We start from the raw sequence: 19,495 nt of genomic DNA on the forward strand, positions 1-19,495 counted from the left end.
GGATGGATGGCGCATGATCGAGACCGTGACGGATCTACCGAACCCGAGTCTGCCGCCGAGGCCCACCAGCAGTTCGGCTGCGCCCGCGGGTTCCGCCATGTCCGATGGTTCCGCTGTGCCCGCCGATACTGCTGTGCCCACCGATTCCGCGATGCGCCGCGCGCTGCGCCGGGCCCGGGACGGTGCGACCCTCAATCTCGACGAGGCCGTGGTGCTGTTGCATGCGCGTGGCGCCGATCTGGAGGATCTGTGCGCGTCGGCCGCTCGGGTGCGCGATGCCGGGCTGCGGGAGTCCGGCTACGCGGGTGAGGTGCTGCCGATCACCTACTCCCGCAAGGTGTTCATCCCCATCACGCATCTGTGTCGCGACCGCTGCCACTACTGCACCTTCGTCACCGTGCCCGGCAAGCTGCGCGCGCAGGGCAAGGGCATGTACATGGAGCCGGACGAGATTCTCGAGGTCGCCCGGCAGGGCGCCGAACTCGGTTGCAAGGAAGCGCTTTTCACCCTGGGTGACCGCCCGGAGGAGCGCTGGCCCGAGGCGCGGCAGTGGCTCGACGAGCGCGGCTACGACTCCACCCTGGACTACGTGCGCGCCATGGCGATTCGCGTGCTGGAGGAGACCGGCCTGCTGCCGCATCTGAATCCGGGCGTGATGAGCTGGGAGGAGCTGTCGCGGCTCAAGCCGGTGTCGCCGTCCATGGGCATGATGCTGGAGACCACCTCGACGCGGCTGTTCACCGAACCCGGTCAGGCGCACTACGGTTCGCCGGACAAGGACCCGGCGGTGCGGCTGCGCGCGCTCACCGACGCCGGACGCCTGTCGGTGCCGTTCACCACCGGCATCCTGGTGGGCATCGGCGAGACCGTGGTCGAGCGCGCCGAGTCCATTCTCGCGATTCGCAAGGTGCACAAGGCTTTCGGGCACGTGCAGGAAGTCATCGTGCAGAACTTCCTGGCCAAGCAGAACACCGCCATGCGCCACAGCCCGGATGCCGGGATGGAGGAGTTCCGGGCCGCCATCGCCGTGACCCGGCTGCTGATGGGGCCGAAGATGCGCATCCAGGCGCCGCCGAATCTGGTGTCGCTGGAGGAATGCCGGGCGCTGCTGGCGGCGGGTATCGACGACTGGGGCGGGGTCTCGCCGCTCACCCCCGACCACGTGAATCCGGAACGGCCGTGGCCGAATCTGGAGACCCTCGCGCAGATCACCGCCGACTGCGGCTATGTCCTCACCGAGCGCATCACCGCCCACCCGAAGTATGTACTGGCGGGCCATCCGTGGATCGATCCGCGGATTTCCGAACATGTTGCGGCACTGATGGATCCGAAGACCGGCCTGGCCGCGGACGTGAAGCCGTCCGGCCTGCCCTGGCAGGAGCCCGACCAGGATTGGGAATCGGTCGGCCGCATCGACCTGCACACCGCCATCGACGCCGAGGGCCGCCTGACCGAATCCCGCAGTGACGCAGGGATTGCTGATGCGCTTGAAAAAGACACAGTGCTGGGGGCGTTCGGCGACTGGGAGAGCGTCCGTGAGCAGGTGCTCGAGCTGGCCGGTTCCGCCCCGGAGCGTATCGACGCCGACGTGATGGCCGCCCTGCGGGCCGCCGAGCAGGACCCCGCGGGCCTGACCGACGACCAGTACCTGGCCCTGGCCACCGCCGACGGCCCGGCCCTGGAGGCCGTGACCGCGCTGGCCGACCAGCTGCGCCGCGACACCGTGGGCGACGAGGTCACCTACATCGTCAACCGGAACATCAACTTCACCAATATCTGCTACACCGGCTGCCGCTTCTGCGTGTTCGCGCAGCGCAAGGGCGATGCCGACGCCTTCAGCCTGAGCCCGGCCGAGGTCGCCGACCGCGCCTGGGAGGCCTGGGTCGAGGGCGCGACCGAGATCTGCATGCAGGGCGGCATCGATCCCGAGCTGCCGGTCACCGGCTACGCGGACCTGGTGCGCGCCATCAAGGCTCGTGTCCCCGGGATGCACGTGCACGCGTTCAGCCCGATGGAGATCGTCAATGGCGCGTCCCGCAGTGGGCAGTCGGTGCACGACTGGCTGTCGGCGCTGAAAGAGGCCGGGCTGGACAGCATTCCGGGCACCGCCGCCGAGATCCTGGACGACGAGGTGCGCTGGGTGCTGACCAAGGGCAAGCTGCCCGCCTCGGCCTGGGTGGATGTCGTCACCACCGCGCACCGGCTGGGCCTGCGCTCCAGCTCGACCATGATGTACGGCCACGTGGACAATCCGAAGCACTGGGTGGGCCACCTGCGTGTGCTGCGCGGAATCCAGGACGAGACCGGTGGATTCACCGAATTCGTGCTGCTGCCGTTCGTGCACCAGAGCGCCCCGCTCTACCTCGCGGGCGCCTCCCGGCCCGGCCCGACCGTGCGGGAGAATCGGGCCGCGCACGCCCTGGCGCGGATCATGCTGCACGGCCGGATCGAGAATATTCAGACCAGCTGGGTCAAACTTGGTATCACCGGAACCCGGCTCATGTTGAACGGCGGCGCCAACGACCTCGGCGGCACGCTGATGGAGGAAACCATCTCCCGCATGGCCGGTTCCGAACATGGATCAGCCAAGACGATCGAGGAACTGACGGAGATCGCGTCGGGTATCGGCCGCCCGGTCCGGCAGCGCACCACCACCTACGGTGTGCCACGGACCCGCCTCTCCGTGACTTCGGCGGACGGCTGAGAGCCGCTCACCATTGTGGTGGAGGGCGGAAGTTAGGGCAGGCTCTGCGGGAGTAATGTTGTCAGGCCGGGATAGGGTTTTGCCGGGCGGAGTATCCCGCATGTGAGGACAGACTAGGAGAACGGCAGTGCCGTACATCATCGCTGAACCGTGCGTTGACGTGAAGGACAAGGCGTGCATCGAGGAATGCCCCGTGGACTGCATCTACGAGGGCGGCCGCATGCTGTACATCCAACCGGACGAGTGCGTGGACTGTGGTGCATGTGAACCGGTCTGCCCGGTGGAAGCCATCTTCTACGAAGACGACACCCCGGATCAGTGGGCCGGTTACGTCAACGCCAATGTCGACTTCTTCGACGACCTGGGTTCGCCGGGTGGCGCCGCCAAGGTCGGCAAGGTCGACTACGACCCGCCGTTCATCGCCGCGCTGCCGCCGATGGCCAGCGAGTAGGACGAGCATTTGACCGCGCGTGGCCGGGTCAGCGCTCTGCTACCCGATTTCCCCTGGGACACCATCGCTTCCGTGAAGGCGAAGGCGGCGTCGCATCCGGACGGCATCGTCGACCTCTCGGTCGGGACACCGGTCGATCCGGTGGATCCGCTGATCCGCACGGCACTCTCGTCGGTGGCGGAGGTGCCGGGCTACCCGACCACGCACGGTACGCCCGAATTACGCGAAGCCGTTGTCGCGGCGCTGAAGCGGCGATTCGGGATCACGGGGGTGGACCCGGCGGCGGTGCTGCCGGCCATCGGCACCAAGGAGCTCATTGCCGGGCTGCCGCGGCTGCTCGGCCTGGGATCGCAGGATCTGGTCGTCATCCCCGAGGTCGCCTACCCGACCTACGAGGTGGGCGCGCTGCTCGCCGGGGCTCGTTATGTGCGCGCCGACGGCACCACGCAGCTCGGCCCGGAGCGGCCCGCGCTGATCTTCCTCAACTCGCCGTCGAATCCGACCGGCAAGGTGCTGGGCGTCGACCACCTGCGCAAGGTGGTGCAGTTCGCCCGCGAGCGCGGGGCCATCGTCGCCTCGGACGAGTGCTACCTGGGGCTGGCCTGGGAGGGCCGCGCGGTGTCGATCCTCGACCCCGAGGTCAGCGACGGTGACCACACCGGCCTGCTCGCCATCCACTCACTGTCCAAGACCTCGAATCTGGCCAGTTACCGGGCCGGTTTCGTGACCGGTGATCCGGCGCTCGTGGCGGAGCTGCTGGAGGTGCGCAAGCACTCCGGCATGATGCTGCCCTTCCCGATCCAGGCGGCCATGACCGCGGCCCTCGGCGATGACGCGCACGAGGTTCAGCAAAAGGACCGCTACCGGGCGCGGCGGGTCGTGCTGCGAGATGCCCTGCAGCGCGCGGGATTCCGGATCGACGACTCGGAGGCGGGTCTGTACCTGTGGTCGACGCGCGGCGAGGAATGCCGCACGACCCTGGATTGGCTGGCCGAGCGCGGCATCCTGGCGGCCCCCGGCGAGTTCTACGGCCCGCGCGGCAATCAGCATGTGCGCATTGCCCTTACCGCCACGGACGAACGAATCACCGCGGCCGCTGATCGTCTGACCAGCTGATTTCCCGTTACCACCGGGCCCGTGATAGCGTCTACGACGTTGCAAGGCCCGGTGGCCGAGCGATTTGCAAGGCCCTGTGGCGCAGTTGGTTAGCGCGCCGCCCTGTCACGGCGGAGGTCGCGGGTTCGAGTCCCGTCAGGGTCGCACTGTTCCGCCTCACGGTTCCGCCTCCCCGCATATTCAGCGGGGGGCTGGGAGCCGTTCATAGCCGGCAATCCGTGCCGGCGGTTGGGTGCCGACACCATTCTGGGCGTGCCCGGGGAGTTACCCCCATCTCGCGAAATCAGCTGTTGCCTCCCTAATTTTGCGCAAAACTGACACACGTTCTCTTCACAACCTCTATAACAGGTTCTCATCGCAACTCGATGAGGAGTCTTTCAGTGCGTGGTCTGTCTTACGAAACCCCCGGTAAGAGTGTCTATGGCAGCAATGTCAGCCGGCGCGGGTTCCTAGCTGCAACAGGTGTCATTCTGGGGGCGGCTGCGCTACTACCGAAGGCGCCTCTGGCGCGGGCGCTACCCACGGGATCGATCAATGACGGCGATACGATGCCGATCCTGGTCATCGGCACCGGCTACGGTGGCGCGGTCGCGGCGTTGCGGCTCGCGCAGGCCGGGCAGAACGTGATCATGGTCGAGAAGGGCATGTCCTGGACCCAGCCCGGGTCCGACGGCAAGGTCTTCTGCAACATGCTGAATCCGGACGGCCGGTCCTTCTGGCTGCGCACCGAGACCGATCAGCCGATCAACCACTTCATGGGCGCGCCCTACAACAAGTCCATCTCCAGCTACACCGGTGTGCTGGATTCCGAACAGTTCAGCGGGATCCGGATCTACCAGGGCCGCGGCGTGGGCGGCGGCTCGCTGGTCAACGGCGGTATGGCGGTGACGCCCAAGCAGGAGAACTTCGCGAGCATCCTGCCCTCGGTGGACGCCGGCTCGATGTACAGCACCTACTACCCGCGCGCCAATGCCGGGCTGAAGGTCAACAACATCGACCAGACCTGGTTCCAGGGCGCGGACTGCTATCAGTTCGCGCGGGTCGGCATCAAGCAGGCGCAGCGGTCCGGGTTCGCGTACACCTTCGTGCCCAACGTCTACGACTTCAACTACATGAAACAGGAGCAGGCCAGCACCGCCCCGCGGTCGGCGCTCAACGCCGAGGTCATCTACGGCAACAACTACGGCAAGAACTCGCTGGACAAGACCTATCTGGCGGCGGCGTCGGGCACCGGCAAGGTGACCATCGTGCCGCAGCACGTGGTCACCACCGTGGCGCCGGCCAATGGCGGCGGCTACTCGGTGTCGATGAACCAGATCGACACCAGCGGCAATACCGTCAAGGCGAAAACCGTTACGGCGCAGAAGGTCTTCTTCGCGGCGGGCAGTGTCGGCACCAGCAAGCTGCTGGTTACCCAGAAGGCCACCGGTAAGCTGGGCAATCTGCCGGACTCGATCGGCGCCGGCTGGGGCAACAACGGCAATGTCATGGTGGCCCGGCAGAACCAGGCCTGGGACGCCACCGGCAGCCTGCAGTCCTGCATCCCCTGCGTCGGCATCGACAACTGGGCCGACAGTGGCGGCCCGGCCTTCGCGGAGGTATCGCCGTTCCCGGCCGGCATCGAGACCTTCGCCAGCCTGTACCTGGCCATCACCAAGAACCCGAATCGCGGCACCTTCTCCTACAACTCGGGAACCGGTGGCGTGGACCTGAACTGGCAGACCGCCTGGAACCAGCCCAGCATCGATTGCGCCAAGCGCATCTTCGACAAGATCAACAGCAAGGAAGCCACCATCTACCGGACCGACCTGTTCGGCGAATACAAGACCTGGGGCGATGATTTCGCCTACCACCCACTCGGCGGCTGCGTGCTGAACGTGTCCACCGACAACTACGGGCGGCTCACCCAGTACCCGGGCCTGTACGTCATCGACGGCTCCCTGATTCCGGGCCTCACCACCGTCAACCCGTTCGTCACGATCACCGCGCTCGCGGAACGCAATATCGAGACGATCATTTCGCAGGACTTCCACTGAGGAAGCGGCCTCGCCGACGGAGAAATTCCGTCGGCGGGGCCGGCCGGGGCGTGTTCGTTCCGGTCGGGCAGCGGCGATCGCGTTAGCCTTGGATATGGACGCTGTCACGGTTGTCCCTGCTCCCGGCAATGAACCGGTGCACACCTACGCCCCCGGCAGCCGCGAACGCGAGCTGCTGGCCGGCAGGCTCGCCGCTCTCGCCGCCGACCCCGTGGATGTGCCGCTCGTCATCGGCGGCAAGCATCAGCCCGGCGGCGGCGAGCGGCACACCATCGTGATGCCGCACCGGCGCCGCCAGGCACTCGGGACCTACACCCACACCACCCACGACGAAGCGCGCGCGGCCATCGCCGCGGCGACGGCCGCCGCGCCCGGCTGGCAGGCCATGCCCTTCGAGGAACGGGCCGCCATTCTGCTGCGGGCCGCCGACCTGCTGGCCGGGCCCTGGCGCGAGACCCTGGCCGCCGCCACCATGCTCGGGCAGTCGAAAACGGTGCAGCAGGCCGAAATCGACGCACCCTGCGAGCTGGTGGACTTCTGGCGCTTCAATGTCGCCTTCGCCCGGCAGATTCTCGCGGTCCAGCCGGAATCGGCGGCGGGCGTGTGGAATCGGATGGACTACCGGCCCCTGGAGGGCTTCGTCTACGCCATCACTCCGTTCAACTTCACCGCCATCGCCGGGAACCTGCCCACCGCGCCCGCGCTCATGGGCAATACCGTCGTCTGGAAACCTTCTTCGGCACAGACACTTTCGGCGTACTACACGATGAGGCTGCTGGAGGAGGCGGGCCTGCCGCCCGGGGTCATCAATATGGTGACCGGCAGCGGCGCGCAGCTCTCGGAGGTGGCGCTGGCCGACCCGCGGCTGGCGGGCATCCACTTCACCGGTTCCACCCGCACCTTCCAGTACCTGTGGCAGAGCGTCGGCTCGAATATCGGCCGCTACCACGGATATCCGCGGCTGGTGGGGGAGACCGGCGGGAAGGACTTCATCCTCGCCCACCCGTCCGCCGACCCGGATGCCTTGCGCACGGCCATGATTCGCGGCGCCTACGAATACCAGGGGCAGAAGTGCTCGGCCGCCTCGCGCGCCTATATCGCCCGGTCGGTGTGGCAGCGCATGGGGCAGGACTTCCTGTCCGAGGTGGAGTCGCTGACCTACGGCGATGTCGCCGATCTGTCGAATTTCGGTGGGGCCGTGATCGACAACCGCGCCTACGACAAGTGCGTGGCCGCCATCGAGAAGGCGAGGGACCGGGGGCTCACGGTGCCCGCGGGCGGTGGCTACGACGACAGCGAGGGCTGGTTCGTCCGGCCGACCGTGCTGCTCGGCGAGGACCCGGGCGACGATGCCTTCGCCACCGAGTACTTCGGGCCCATTCTGTCGGTGTACGTCTACGACGACAGCGCCCCCGACTCGTTCGCCGAGATCCTCGAGGTGGTGGACGGGACCTCGCCCTACGCTCTCACCGGTGCGATCTTCGCCCGCGACCGTAAGGCCGTCGAAACCGCCGCGGACGCACTGCGATTCGCCGCTGGCAACTTCTACATCAACGACAAGCCCACCGGCGCGGTGGTCGGGCAGCAGCCCTTCGGCGGGGCCCGCGCCTCCGGCACCGACGACAAGGCGGGCTCCTACCTCAACCTGCTGCGCTGGGTCGCGCCCCGCACGCTCAAGGAGACCTTCGTTCCACCGACCGACTACCGCTACCCCCACATGGAGACGCGATGAATCCGCTGCGGCCCGCGATTCTGGCCGCGGCCGGATCGTCGCGGATGAAGGACGCCATCACCCGGGTGCCGGTCACCGCCGCGGTGGTCCGGCGGTTCGTGGCCGGGGAGAGCCGGACCGAGCTGGTGCCGGTGGCGCGTGAGCTGCTGGCGAGCGGCCGCGCGGTGAGTGTCGACTTCCTGGGCGAGTACACCACCGAGCACGCCCAGGCCGATGCCGCGGTGGCGGAATACCTTTCGCTCATCGACGATCTGGCCGAGGCCGACCAGATGAGGCCCGGCGCGCACACCGACATCCCCCGGGTGGAGGTCTCGCTCAAGCTGTCGGCGCTCGGCCAGTCGCTGGGTCATGACGGGCCCGCCATCGCCGCGGAGAACCTGCACAAGCTGTGCGCCAAGGCCGTCGAGCGGCACGTCTGGGTGACCGTCGACGCCGAGGACCACACCACCACCGCCGGCACCCTGGAGGCGGTCCGCCAGGCCCGCGCCGAATTCCCCTGGCTCGCAGTCGCTTTGCAGACGTACCTGCGTCAGGCCGAGGACCGCGCCCGCGACCTGGCCGCCGACGGCACCCGCGTCCGCCTCTGCAAGGGCGCGTACCAGGAACCGGCGACCGTCGCCTATCAGCGCCGCGCCGAGGTCGACGTCTCCTACCTGCGTTGCCTCGGCGTCCTCTTTCGCAGCGCCTGGTATCCCATGATCGCCTCCCACGACCCGGCCATGATCGACGCCGCCCTCGCCCTCGCCATCGAAAACCACCGCAACCCAGGCGATTTCGAGTTCCAGATGCTCTACGGCGTCCGTGACGCCGAACAGCGCCGCCTCGTCGCGGACGGCCACTCCCTGCGCGTCTACATCCCCTACGGCACCCAGTGGTACGGCTATCTCGTGCGCCGCCTCGCCGAACGCCCCGCCAACCTCGCCTTCTTCCTGCGTGCCCTAGCTGACCGCGCCTGAGAATTCGCGGTCGCGGGTCGTTCCCGGCGCGCGCCAGGGCCGCACACTCGAGCGTGCGGCCCTCCTCCGGACGGGGTTTCAGGGGTGAAACCCCTGAGAGTCCGAGAGTTGGTTCAGACCAGGGGGCGGCCGAGGCGACGGCGGAGGCGCATGTCGGCGAGGTAGAAGTTGTAGGGGAACAGGCGGATCGGGGTGGGCATGCGGGTCCAGATCGCGGAGATCAGGCGCAGGAAGCCGGCGAAGATGCGCTCGTCGCGGGCGGACCAGGTCATGGCCATCTCCTCGCGCAGGTGCGGGGGGAGCAGGGCGGTGACGATGAAGCGGTGCAGCCCGCCCAGGGTGATCTGCAGGGGCCAGGGCAGCATCTTCAGGTCGGTGAGGTCGTTGAAGTACTTGCGGGTGGGAGCATCGATCGACTTGGTCGCGAGGTTCTCCTCCCAGTACACGTAGAACTCGTCGCGGGTGGCGGGCCACATCTCGGGGCGCATCTGCAGGGTGGTGCCCAGCCGCGCGCAGTACCGGTAGAAGGCTTCCGCCAGTTCGGGATTCATGGGGCCGCGCATGCGGTGGTAGAGGTCGTCGACGCCCCAGTAGAGGCAGGCCGCCACCCACAGCTGCAGCTTGGGGTCGAAGGCGTTGTACTTGACCGCGCTGCCGGGCTTGGAGTGGACGCTGCGGTGCGAGCGGTTCACCGCCTCGCGGTAGTCGCGGCGGTCATCCTCGTTCCCGAGCAGCGCGACCGACAGATAGGTGAGGGTGGTGCGCAGCCGCTTGATCGGGTGCAGCGTCACCTTGCCGCTGTCGACGTCGCTCTCCATGACGCCGTACGCGACGGGTTTCAGCGACAGCTGCATGACGACATTGGCCGCACCGCCGAGGAAGGCCGCGACGCCGTCGATGTGCTCACGCACGGATTCCGGGGTCATCGGCTCGTAGGCCGGCGGGAACTCGTCGAACTTGCGCAGGGGGGCGGTCATCGTCGACTCGGCTCCTCGTCGTCACTCCTCGCCCATGAGGAGAGTGTGAGAAATTTCGTTACTCACCTTCTCACCGCGAGGTGGTCATGTCAATGTGCGAAGATTAGTGCCTCACCGTTTCTTTGCGACCGGAAAGGGTCCGGACCATGGCCAAACTGGCCAAACTGCTGCCGCTCGTCCGCGGATCCGGCCCCGAGGATCACAACCAGGCCAAGGTCCTCGATGCCGCACTCATGGCGTTCCTGGACTTCGGCATCAAACGCACCAGCATGGTGGAGGTCGCCCGCCGTGGCGGGCTGTCGCTGGCCACCCTCTACCGTCGCTTCGCGGGCAAGAACGACCTCATCCAGGCCGTCGGCCTGCGTCAGGCCCGCCAGCTCGTCGAGGACATCGACGCCGCGGTGCAGGTTCCGGTCGAACGCGACGCCAGCGCCGAGGAGCAGATCACCGTCCTGTTCATCGCGTTCATCGAGGGTCTGCGCGGCAATCAGCTGCTGGGCCGCCTGCTCAAGACCGAGCCCGAGGTGGTGCTGCCCTATCTGACCGTGCAGGGCGCGCCGGTCATCGAACTCGGCCGCGATTACCTTGCCGAGTTCATCGCCCGCCTGCAGGCGGAAGGCAAACTGCCGCAATACGATCCACTGCCGCTGGCCGAGATGATCGCCCGCGCGGCGCTGTCGCTGGCGCTGACGCCGCAGACGGTCATTCCGCTCGACGATCCCGTCGCGCTGCGGCAGTTCGCTCGCGACCACATCATTCCCGGATTCCGGATCCTCTGACCCGCACCGGGTTTCACACCAGCCGCAGGCCCAGCCTGCGCCGCAGACGCATATCCGTGAGATAGACGTTCAGCGGGAAGGCCCGCAATGACGGCGGCACGACCGATTCGGCCGCACCTGCCAGCCGCAGCATCCGGGCCAGCGCGCGGTCCTGCCGCGGCGTCCAGGTCATGCCCATCTCGTCGCGGAGGTGCTGCGGCAGCAGGCCGGTCACGAAGAAGCGGTGTACGCCGCCGAAGGCCAGCTGGAACGGGCGGGGCAGCATCTTCAGGTCGATGAGATCCTCGAAGTAGGCCCGGATCTTGGGGTCGATGCGGGTCGTCGCGAGGTTCTCGTCCCAATAGCGGTCGAAGGCAGCGCGATCGGCGGGCCACATGTCCGGGCGCACCTGCAGCGTGGTGCCGAGCCTTGCGGCGTGGAGGTAGAAGGCATCGGCGTCGTAGTCGGCCATGGGTCCGTGCATGCGCTCGTAGAGATCACGCGCACCCCAGTACAGACAGGCCGCGACCCAGAGCTGCAGCCGGGGATCGAAGGCGTTGTACTTCACGGCGCTGCTCGTGCGGGACCGGACGTACTTGTGTACGGAATCGACGGCCTCCCGATAGGCCGCGCGGTCTTCCTCGGTGCCCAGCAGGGCCACGGCCAGGTAGGTGAGGGTGGTGCGCAGCCGTTTGAGGGGATGGACCATGACGTTCCCGGATTCCACCGGGCTCTCCACCACGCCGTAGCCGACCGGCGGGTGCGAGAGCTGCATGATCACGTTCGCCGCCGCGCCGAAGAAGCCTGCCGCACCGTCCAGATAGCGGCGGACGTCGATCTCCGGTGCGGGGGCTGCGGATTCGAACCGGTCGGGCAGCGGCCTGGTCATCGTCGACCACATCCTCGGGTGAGAAAGTTATATAGAAACTTTCTTACCCACTCGGGTCGCCTGTCAACCGGCTCGGCGGGTTCGCAAGCGATTCGTTGCCGAGCGGCTCCGGTAGCGTGGGCCCGTGTCGCCGCTGTTGCTGAGCTCGTTGAACCCGGCCGCCATCGCCGCCGGAGCCGATATCCCGGATGCCGTCACCATCGACGGGGAGACGTTGTCGCGCAGTGATCTGCTCGGCGCGGCCACCTCCGTCGCCGAACGCGTGGCCCAGGCGCGCCGGGTGGCCGTGCTGGCCGAACCGACCGTCACCACCGTGCTCGCCGTGGTGGGCTGCCTGATCGCCGGGGTGACCGTGGTGCCGGTGCCGCCGGACTCGGGTAGTGCGGAACTGGCGCACATCCTGCGGGATTCGGGTGCGCAGGCCTGGCTGGGCAAGGCTCCCGAGGGCTCCGACCTGCCGGTGATCCCGGTGCGCAAGCACGCGCGGTCCTGGCATCGATACGCCGAACCCGCCGGGAAGGCAACGGCTTTCATCCTCTACACCTCCGGTACCACCGGCGCGCCGAAGGGCGTGATGCTCAGTCGCGACGCCATCGCGGCGGGCCTGGACGCGCTCATCGAGGCGTGGGGCTGGACATCGAAAGATGTTCTGGTGCAAGGCCTTCCGCTGTTCCACGTGCACGGCCTGATCCTCGGCATGCTGGGCCCGCTGCGGGCCGGCAGTCCGCTCGTCCACACCGGCAAGCCCACCCCGAAGGCGTACGCCGACGCGCACGGCACCATGTACTTCGGCGTGCCCACCGTGTGGTCGCGAATCACCGAGGACCCCGACGCCGCACGGGAATTGGCGAAGGCGCGGATCCTGATCTCCGGCAGCGCGCCGCTGCCCGTGCCGGTGTTCGAGCGGCTCGCCGAGCTCACCGGGCACGCCCCGATCGAGCGCTACGGCATGAGCGAAACCATGATCACCCTCTCCACCCGGCCCGACGGGGAACGCCGCCCGGGCTGGGTCGGCACCCCGGTGGCGGGCGTCGAGACCCGGCTGCGCGACGAGGCGGGCGACCCGGTGCCGCACGACGGGGAGAGCGTCGGCGGACTCCAGGTGCGCGGCCCCATGCTCTTCGACGGCTATCTGAACAAGCCGGAGGTCACCGCCGAGAACTTCACCGCCGACGGCTGGTTCCGGACCGGCGACGTGGCGGTCATCGACGCCGGGGGCTTCCACCGCATCGTGGGCCGGGAATCGGTGGACCTGATCAAGTCCGGCGGCTACCGCATCGGCGCGGGCGAGATCGAGACCGCGCTGCTGGGGCATCCGGCGGTGGCCGAGACCGCGGTCGTCGGCGTCCCCGACGACGATCTGGGGCAGCGCATCGTCGCCTATGTCGTGCTGCGCCCCGGGGCGGGCGCGGCGATCGCCGACGAGCTCATCGCCCATGTGGCGGGCGAACTTTCGGCGCACAAGCGGCCACGCGAGGTGCGCGTGGTGGACGGCCTGCCGCGCAATGCCATGGGCAAGGTCCAGAAGAAACTGCTGTCTTGACCTCGAGTGCACTCGAGGTCCTACCGTGATCGGTATGACCGCATCTCTGTCGCCCGCCCAGATCGAGTACCTGAACAGCCAGCGACTGGGGCGGCTGGCCACCATCCGTCCCGACGGCTCACCGCAGAACAATCCGGTGGGCTTCCGCTACAACCCGGCCCTGGGCACCATCGACATCGGTGGACGCGATCTGGGCGCGAGCCAGAAGTTCCGCAATCTGCTGAAGGAGGAGCGGGTCGCCTTCGTGGTCGACGACGTCCCCTCCGTCGATCCCTGGACGGTGCGGTGCCTCGAAATCCGCGGCACCGCGCAGGCGTTGCGGGACGTGGAGCCGTGGTACCCGGGCCTGTCCCCGGAGCTGATCCGCATCACCCCCGAACGGGTCATCGCCTTCGGCCTCTGACACCGGAGTTCCGGTGCCGGAGGTTTCGGGGTCTCGTCGGGTCCGTGAGCGAACCTCTAGCTTACGTGAAGCGAAATAGTCACGTTCCCAAGGAGATTCGCTCGATGCACACCTCTCTGCGCACCACCGTGGCGGCCGCCGCCGTCTTCGCCGGCCTGCTCGCTCCCGCCGCCGCGGCCACCGCCGATGCGCTGCCCCTCACCCCCATGCAGCAGCCGGCCGAGCAGATCGCCGGCACCACCGGCACCGGCTCGGTGAACACCGGGCCCACCGGCACCGGATCCTTCGACCCGTCGTCCACCGGCTCGTCGAACCTGATCAAGGCGTTCCAGACCGGGTCGGGCCAGTGCAACTCCGGCGGCATCCCGTTCCCCGTCATGGACGGCTCCGCGGCGCCCTGGTGCGGCCTCTACCACTGAGCGCGAAATGACGAAAACCCCTGCGGCGCGAGCCGGCAGGGGTTTTCGCGGCACTGGAGTCAGTCGTTGGCGTGCAGCGCCGCGTTCAGCTCGATACCGGTGCCCTTGCGGGGCCTGACCTCGACCGCGCCGGTCAGCGAGTTGCGGATGAACAGCAGGTTCGACTTGCCCGACAGCTCACCGGCCTTCACGACCGCGCCGTCCGGCAGCGCGACCTTGGTGCCGGCGGTGACGTACAGGCCCGCCTCCACCACGCAGTCGTCGCCGAGCGAGATGCCCAGGCCCGAGTTCGCGCCCAGCAGGCAGCGCTCACCGAGCGAGATGACCTGCTTGCCGCCGCCGGACAGGGTGCCCATGATGGACGCGCCGCCGCCGACGTCGGAGCCGTCGCCGACCACCACACCGGCCGAGATCCGGCCCTCCACCATGGAATTGCCGAGCGTGCCGGCATTGAAGTTGACGAAGCCCTCGTGCATGACCGTGGTGCCCGAGGCCAGGTGCGCGCCCAGCCGCACCCGGTCGGCGTCGGCGATGCGCACCCCCGACGGCAGCACGTAGTCGACCAGGCGCGGGAACTTGTCCACGCCGTACACGGTGACCTGGCCGCGGGCGTGCAGCTTCAGCCGGGTCAGCTCGAATTCCTCGTTGGAGCAGGGGCCGTGGTTGGTCCACACCACATTGGCCAGCAGGCCGAAGATGCCGTCCAGGTTCGCGCCGTGCGGGCGGATCAGCCGGTGCGAGATCAGGTGCAGACGCAGGTAGGCGTCGTGCGTGTCGATCGGCGCGGCGGCCAGATCGGCGATGACGGTGCGCACCGCGACGACCTCCACGCGGCGTGCCTCGTCCGTGCCGACCGACGCGGCGAACTTCGCGAATTCGGGATCCGAGGCGTCGAGCCGGACGGTGCCGACCTCGTCGGCGGAGAAGGTCCCGAGGCTGGGATACGGGTACCAGGTGTCCAGGACTGTGCCGTTGACTGTGATGGTGGCTAGGCCGACTGCAGATGCTCCCTGTGTACTCACGTCCCCCTACGTTACCGGGCTGTGAATTCATAACGCATGCGGTGCCGATTTGTGCCAACGCAGCGGCCGTGCGAAGAGCGGAGGTTATTCCTCCTTTATGGTGGATCAAGTGACCATCGATCTGAGTGCCGACCCCATTTCACTCACCGCCGCGCTCGTGGACATTCCGAGCGTGTCGAAGAACGAGAAGGTCATCGCCGACATCGTCGAAACGGCGCTGCACGAACAGACCACCGGATTCGAAATCCTGCGGCACGGCAATACCGTGCTGGCGCGCACCAATCGGGGGCTGCCCACTCGCGTCATTCTCGCCGGGCATCTGGACACCGTGCCCATCGCCGACAATGTCCCCGGCCACTTCGAGACCACCGCGGACGGCGAACGGCAGCTATGGGGTTGCGGCAGCGTCGACATGAAGTCCGGTGACGCGGTCTTCCTGCACCTGGCGGCCACCGTGGCCGATCCGGTCCACGACCTGACCCTGATCTTCTACGACTGCGAGGAGATCGCGGCCGAGTTCAACGGCCTGGGCCGCATCGAACGCGAACTGCCCGAGTGGCTCGCGGGCGATCTGGCCATTCTCGGCGAGCCCTCCGGCGGCTGGATCGAGGCGGGCTGCCAGGGCACCCTGCGGGTGCGGCTGACCACCTCCGGCGTGCGTGCGCACACCGCGCGAGCCTGGCTGGGGGACAACGCCATTCACCGTCTCGCCCCGATCCTGGAGCGGCTGGCCCGCTACCGGGCGCGCGCGGTCGAGATCGACGGTTGCACTTACCGCGAGGGCCTGTCCGCGGTCCGCGTCGAGGGCGGCGTGGCCGGCAATGTGGTGCCGGACGTGGCCACCGTGGACGTGAACTTCCGCTTCGCCCCCGACCGCACCCTCGATCAGGCCACCGAGCACGTGCGTGAGGTATTCGCGGGTCTGGAACTGGATTTCGAGCGCACCGACGGCGCGCCCGGCGCCCTGCCCGGCCTGTCCAATCCGGCTGCCAAGGACCTCATCGAGATCGCGCACGCGCACGGCAGCGGCGGCGTCCGCGCCAAGTACGGCTGGACAGATGTCTCGCGGTTCGCCGCCCGCGGCATCCCGGCGGTCAATTTCGGCCCGGGCGACCCGAATCTGGCCCACAAGCGCGACGAGCACCTGCCCGTCGAGCAGATCACCCAGGTGACGTCGATGCTGCGCAGTTACCTCACCGGCGCCAAAGACTGAGCAGTTGTTCAACACCCCGCTGATCGAGCGACCGGCGGGGGTCACCCGCTCCCTGTACGGTTGGCTGCATGTCTGCTGACGCCGAGTACGAGGGTGTGCGTTCGCCTAAGACGCCACGATTCCGCGGGCCGATCATGCTGCGGCGGGATCGCAAGAAGGGGATAGGCACCACCGATCAGCATCTGCTGGACGAGCGCGGGCCGGCCGACTGGGTGCACACCGACCCCTGGCGTGTATTGCGCATCCAGGCCGAATTCGTCGAGGGCTTCGGCGCTTTGGCGGAGGCGCCGGCCGCGGTGGCGGTCTTCGGCTCCGCCCGCACCCCCGCCGAGTCGGCTGAATACCAGGCCGGCATGGCCATCGGAAGTGCCTTGGCCCGAGCCGGTTTCGCGGTCATCACCGGCGGCGGACCGGGCGCCATGGAGGCGGCCAACCGGGGTGCGTCGGAGGCGGGCGGATACTCCATCGGTCTCGGTATCGAGCTGCCCTTCGAGCAGCACCTCAACGAGTGGGTCGACCTCGGCATCAATTTCCGGTACTTCTTCGCGCGCAAGACCATGTTCGTGAAGTACGCCCAGGCATTCGTCTGCCTGCCCGGCGGTTTCGGCACCCTCGACGAACTGTTCGAGGCGCTGACCCTGGTGCAGACCCGCAAGATCACCCGCTTCCCGATCATCCTGTTCGGCACCAAATACTGGGCGGGACTGATGGATTGGATGCGCGACTCGCTGCTCGGCACGGCCAAGGTCGCCCCCGGCGACCTGGGGCTGCTGCACATCACGGACAGCGTGGACGAGGTGGTGCGGATCGTGGTGGAGGCCGCGCACGCGCGCCGTGAGCTGGACGAGGCGGGCGTGGAGGATCAGTGGTGAGCACCGCCTACGCGGTCTGCGTGTACTGCTCGGCCAGCGTGGACGATCCGGTGGCGCTCGATCTGGCCACCCGGGTGGGCGACGAGATCGGCCGTCGCGGTTGGCAATTGGTGTCCGGCGGCGGCAATGTGTCCATGATGGGCGCGGTCGCGCAGGCGGCCCGGGCCGCCGGGGCCAGGACCGTCGGGGTGATCCCCAAGAAGCTGGTGCACCGCGAGGTCGCCGACACCGACGCCGACGAGCTGATCGTCACCGACACCATGCGCGAGCGTAAACAGGTCATGGACGACCGCGCCGACGCCTTCCTGACGCTGCCCGGCGGCATCGGCACGCTCGAGGAACTCTTCGAGACCTGGACCGGGGCCTACCTGGGCGTGCATGCCAAGCCGGTGGTGGTGCTCGATCCGCAGGACCACTACGCGGGCCTGTTCGAGTGGGTCGGGGGGCTGCGGCTGCGCGGATACGCGGGCCGCGAAGCGATCGATCGGGTGCTGGTGACCAAGGACTTCGACTCCGCGTTCGAGGCGCTGCGCCCCAGCCGTTGAGAAACCAGCTGGTTTCACTCGACAAGATCGGGCGAATCGGTAAGGGTGGGCACCGGGGGACGTGAGCGCGAGGAGCACAGCGAAGTGAATACCGATGTCCGTTCGACGGTGAGCCTGCTCGACCTGGTCCGCGGTCTGCCCGGCATGGCGATGCAGGCCCCCGGCATGCTCCGCAATGTTGTGCACATGCTGGTGAAATCCGGCGACAAGGCGTCCATCGGGCTGTTCTTCCAGCGCGGCGCGGCCAGGCACCCGGACCGGCCCTTCCTGAAATTCGAAGGGCGCGTGTACACCTGGGGCGAGGCCAACTCCGAGGTCAACCGGTACGCGAAGGTACTCGCCGCGCATGGGGTCGAGCGCGGCGACGTGGTCGGCATCCTGATGGTCAATCGCGCCGAGGCGCTGTTCACCGTGCTCGCCACCGTGAAACTCGGCGCCACCGCGGGCCTGCTCAACCACAATCAGCGGGACGTGGTGCTGCAGCACAGTTTCGGGCTGCTGAACTCGGTGCTGGACGTGATCGGCGAGGAGTGCGCCGACGCCCTCGACACCCTCACCGAGGCCCGGCCCGCCCTGCTCTGGTCCGAGCAGCTGGCCGCCGAGGCCCGCACCGCCGACGCCTCGAATCCCGCTGTGACCGAACAGATCACCGCCAAGGAACGCGCCTACCTGATCTTCACCTCCGGCACCACCGGGCTGCCCAAGGCCAGTGTCATGACCCACCTGCGCTGGACCAAGTCCATGGCCGGCATCGGCGGGCTCGGCGTCCGGCTCGACGGCCGGGACACGCTGTACTGCTGTCTGCCGCTTTACCACAACAACGCGCTCACGGTGGCGCTGTCCTCGGTGATCGCGGGCGGTGCGACCTTCGCGCTGGGCCGGAAGTTCTCGGCCACCCGCTTCTGGGACGAGGCCATCGCCAATCAGGCCACCGCCTTCATCTACATCGGTGAGCTGTGCCGCTACCTGCTCAATCAGCCGGCCAAGCCCGCCGACCGCGCGCACACCGTCCGGCTCTGCGTCGGCAACGGCCTGCGGCCCGAGCTCTGGGACGAGTTCCAGCAGCGCTTCGGCATCGAGCGGATCGTCGAGTTCTACGGGGCCAGTGAGGGAAACGTCGCCTTCATCAACGCCTTCTCGGTTGCGCGGACCGCCGGCTTCACCCCGCTGCCCTTCGCCATCGTCGAATACGACGACGCCACCGGCAGGGCGTTGCGCCACCCGGACGGCCGCCTGCGCCGGGTGCCGCCGGGCGGGGTCGGGCTGCTGCTCGCCAAGGTCACCACGAGCTCGCCCTTCGACGGCTACACCGACGCCTCCGCCACCGAATCCAAGCTCGTGCGAGACGGTTTCGAGCCGGGCGACTGCTGGTTCGACACCGGCGACCTGGTGCGCGACCAGCGCTGGGGCCACATCGCGTTCGTGGACCGCCTCGGCGACACCTTCCGCTGGAAGGGCGAGAACGTCGCCACCACCGAGGTCGAGGGCGCCTTCGACGGCATCGACTCCGTCACGCAGGCGGTCGTTTTCGGCGTCGACATCCCGGGCACCGACGGCAAGGCGGGCATGGCCGCGGTGACGCTGCACGAGGGTGGGCACTTCGACGGCAAGGTCGCCGCCAAGGTGCTCTACGACCATCTGCCGACCTACGCCGTGCCGCTGTTCATCCGCGTGGTGCCGGAGCTGGAGCAGACCTCCACCTTCAAGAACCGGAAGGTGGAACTGCGCAAGCAGGGCTACACCCCCGACGACGAGAGCACCCTCTACGTCCTCGCGGGCCGCACCGAGGGCTACGTTCCCGCGTACTCCGAATACGCCGCCGACGTCGCCGCGGGGCGCGCGCCCGGCAACTGAACAGC

17 protein-coding genes and 1 tRNA gene are annotated in these 19,495 nt (G+C 68.2%); 15 read left to right on the top strand and 3 right to left on the bottom strand.

The annotated features are described in order from the left end of the window. The first annotated feature begins 13 nt into the window (after positions 1-13). The 7 genes from ACFXN1_RS27410 to ACFXN1_RS27440 all read left to right on the top strand — a co-directional run bounded on the left by ACFXN1_RS27410 (position 14) and on the right by ACFXN1_RS27440 (position 8,995). Positions 14-2,704 carry a bifunctional FO biosynthesis protein CofGH gene (locus ACFXN1_RS27410; protein WP_379441073.1) on the top strand — a complete coding sequence of 897 codons (2,691 nt, stop codon included), beginning with the start codon at positions 14-16 and terminating at the stop codon, positions 2,702-2,704. Between the two features lie 127 nt (positions 2,705-2,831). Then, a complete protein-coding gene (gene fdxA / locus ACFXN1_RS27415) occupies positions 2,832-3,155 on the top strand; it encodes a ferredoxin (protein WP_379393938.1) in 324 nt (107 codons plus the stop codon). A gap of 9 nt (positions 3,156-3,164) precedes the next feature. Continuing rightward, the gene (gene dapC, locus ACFXN1_RS27420; RefSeq protein ID WP_379393940.1) at positions 3,165-4,271 is read left to right on the top strand and encodes a succinyldiaminopimelate transaminase; all 1,107 of its coding nucleotides are present in this window, start codon (positions 3,165-3,167) and stop codon (positions 4,269-4,271) included. A 70-nt stretch (positions 4,272-4,341) separates the two neighbouring features. Continuing rightward, positions 4,342-4,415, top strand: a tRNA-Asp gene (locus ACFXN1_RS27425). 221 nt (positions 4,416-4,636) lie between these two features. Further along, on the top strand, positions 4,637-6,307 hold the full coding sequence (locus ACFXN1_RS27430) for a GMC oxidoreductase (RefSeq protein WP_379463699.1): 1,671 nt from the start codon (positions 4,637-4,639) through the stop codon (positions 6,305-6,307). A gap of 94 nt (positions 6,308-6,401) precedes the next feature. After that, complete coding sequence (gene pruA / locus ACFXN1_RS27435; RefSeq protein ID WP_379441074.1) at positions 6,402-8,039, top strand: L-glutamate gamma-semialdehyde dehydrogenase; 1,638 nt, start codon at positions 6,402-6,404, stop codon at positions 8,037-8,039. Beyond that, the gene (locus ACFXN1_RS27440) at positions 8,036-8,995 is read left to right on the top strand and encodes a proline dehydrogenase family protein (protein ID WP_379441075.1); all 960 of its coding nucleotides are present in this window, start codon (positions 8,036-8,038) and stop codon (positions 8,993-8,995) included. The genes pruA and ACFXN1_RS27440 overlap by 4 nt, the downstream gene beginning before the upstream one ends. 113 nt (positions 8,996-9,108) lie before the next feature. Here ACFXN1_RS27440 and ACFXN1_RS27445 read toward each other — a convergent pair whose 3' ends face one another. Beyond that, positions 9,109-9,972 (bottom strand): oxygenase MpaB family protein, encoded by an 864-nt coding sequence (locus tag ACFXN1_RS27445; RefSeq protein WP_379441076.1) that lies wholly within the window; start codon positions 9,970-9,972, stop codon positions 9,109-9,111. Positions 9,973-10,118: 146 nt separating this feature from the next. Between ACFXN1_RS27445 and ACFXN1_RS27450 the strand changes: the two genes are divergently transcribed. Beyond that, a complete protein-coding gene (locus ACFXN1_RS27450) occupies positions 10,119-10,751 on the top strand; it encodes a TetR/AcrR family transcriptional regulator (RefSeq protein WP_354833597.1) in 633 nt (210 codons plus the stop codon). Positions 10,752-10,764: 13 nt separating this feature from the next. On the opposite strand, the gene ACFXN1_RS27455 is transcribed toward ACFXN1_RS27450, so the two are convergent. Next, positions 10,765-11,619 (bottom strand): oxygenase MpaB family protein, encoded by an 855-nt coding sequence (locus ACFXN1_RS27455; RefSeq protein ID WP_379441078.1) that lies wholly within the window; start codon positions 11,617-11,619, stop codon positions 10,765-10,767. 133 nt (positions 11,620-11,752) lie between these two features. Between ACFXN1_RS27455 and ACFXN1_RS27460 the strand changes: the two genes are divergently transcribed. The 3 genes from ACFXN1_RS27460 (at position 11,753) to ACFXN1_RS27470 (ending at position 13,984) form a co-directional block, all read left to right on the top strand. Next, a complete protein-coding gene (locus tag ACFXN1_RS27460) occupies positions 11,753-13,162 on the top strand; it encodes an acyl-CoA synthetase (protein ID WP_379441109.1) in 1,410 nt (469 codons plus the stop codon). Between the two features lie 34 nt (positions 13,163-13,196). After that, entirely contained in the window at positions 13,197-13,565 is a 369-nt protein-coding gene (locus ACFXN1_RS27465) for a PPOX class F420-dependent oxidoreductase (RefSeq protein ID WP_379393952.1), read from the top strand. Positions 13,566-13,669: 104 nt separating this feature from the next. Beyond that, positions 13,670-13,984 carry a hypothetical protein gene (locus ACFXN1_RS27470; RefSeq protein WP_379393954.1) on the top strand — a complete coding sequence of 105 codons (315 nt, stop codon included), beginning with the start codon at positions 13,670-13,672 and terminating at the stop codon, positions 13,982-13,984. A gap of 59 nt (positions 13,985-14,043) precedes the next feature. Here ACFXN1_RS27470 and dapD read toward each other — a convergent pair whose 3' ends face one another. Continuing rightward, positions 14,044-15,006 (bottom strand): 2,3,4,5-tetrahydropyridine-2,6-dicarboxylate N-succinyltransferase, encoded by a 963-nt coding sequence (gene dapD / locus ACFXN1_RS27475; RefSeq protein ID WP_379393956.1) that lies wholly within the window; start codon positions 15,004-15,006, stop codon positions 14,044-14,046. A 109-nt stretch (positions 15,007-15,115) separates the two neighbouring features. Between dapD and dapE the strand changes: the two genes are divergently transcribed. From dapE to ACFXN1_RS27495, 4 genes are all read left to right on the top strand, one after another. Continuing rightward, positions 15,116-16,219 (top strand): succinyl-diaminopimelate desuccinylase, encoded by a 1,104-nt coding sequence (gene dapE, locus ACFXN1_RS27480; RefSeq protein WP_379441079.1) that lies wholly within the window; start codon positions 15,116-15,118, stop codon positions 16,217-16,219. A 68-nt stretch (positions 16,220-16,287) separates the two neighbouring features. Further along, positions 16,288-17,091, top strand: coding sequence for a TIGR00730 family Rossman fold protein (locus ACFXN1_RS27485; protein WP_379393960.1), 804 nt, complete (start codon positions 16,288-16,290; stop codon positions 17,089-17,091). Further along, entirely contained in the window at positions 17,085-17,636 is a 552-nt protein-coding gene (locus tag ACFXN1_RS27490; protein WP_379441080.1) for a TIGR00730 family Rossman fold protein, read from the top strand. The genes ACFXN1_RS27485 and ACFXN1_RS27490 overlap by 7 nt, the downstream gene beginning before the upstream one ends. Positions 17,637-17,720: 84 nt before the next feature. After that, positions 17,721-19,490, top strand: coding sequence for a long-chain-acyl-CoA synthetase (locus ACFXN1_RS27495; protein ID WP_379441082.1), 1,770 nt, complete (start codon positions 17,721-17,723; stop codon positions 19,488-19,490). Positions 19,491-19,495 lie beyond the last annotated feature (5 nt).

Origin of the sequence: Nocardia sp. NPDC059154 (assembly GCF_042755705.1) — a bacterium.
GTDB lineage: Bacteria > Actinomycetota > Actinomycetes > Mycobacteriales > Mycobacteriaceae > Nocardia.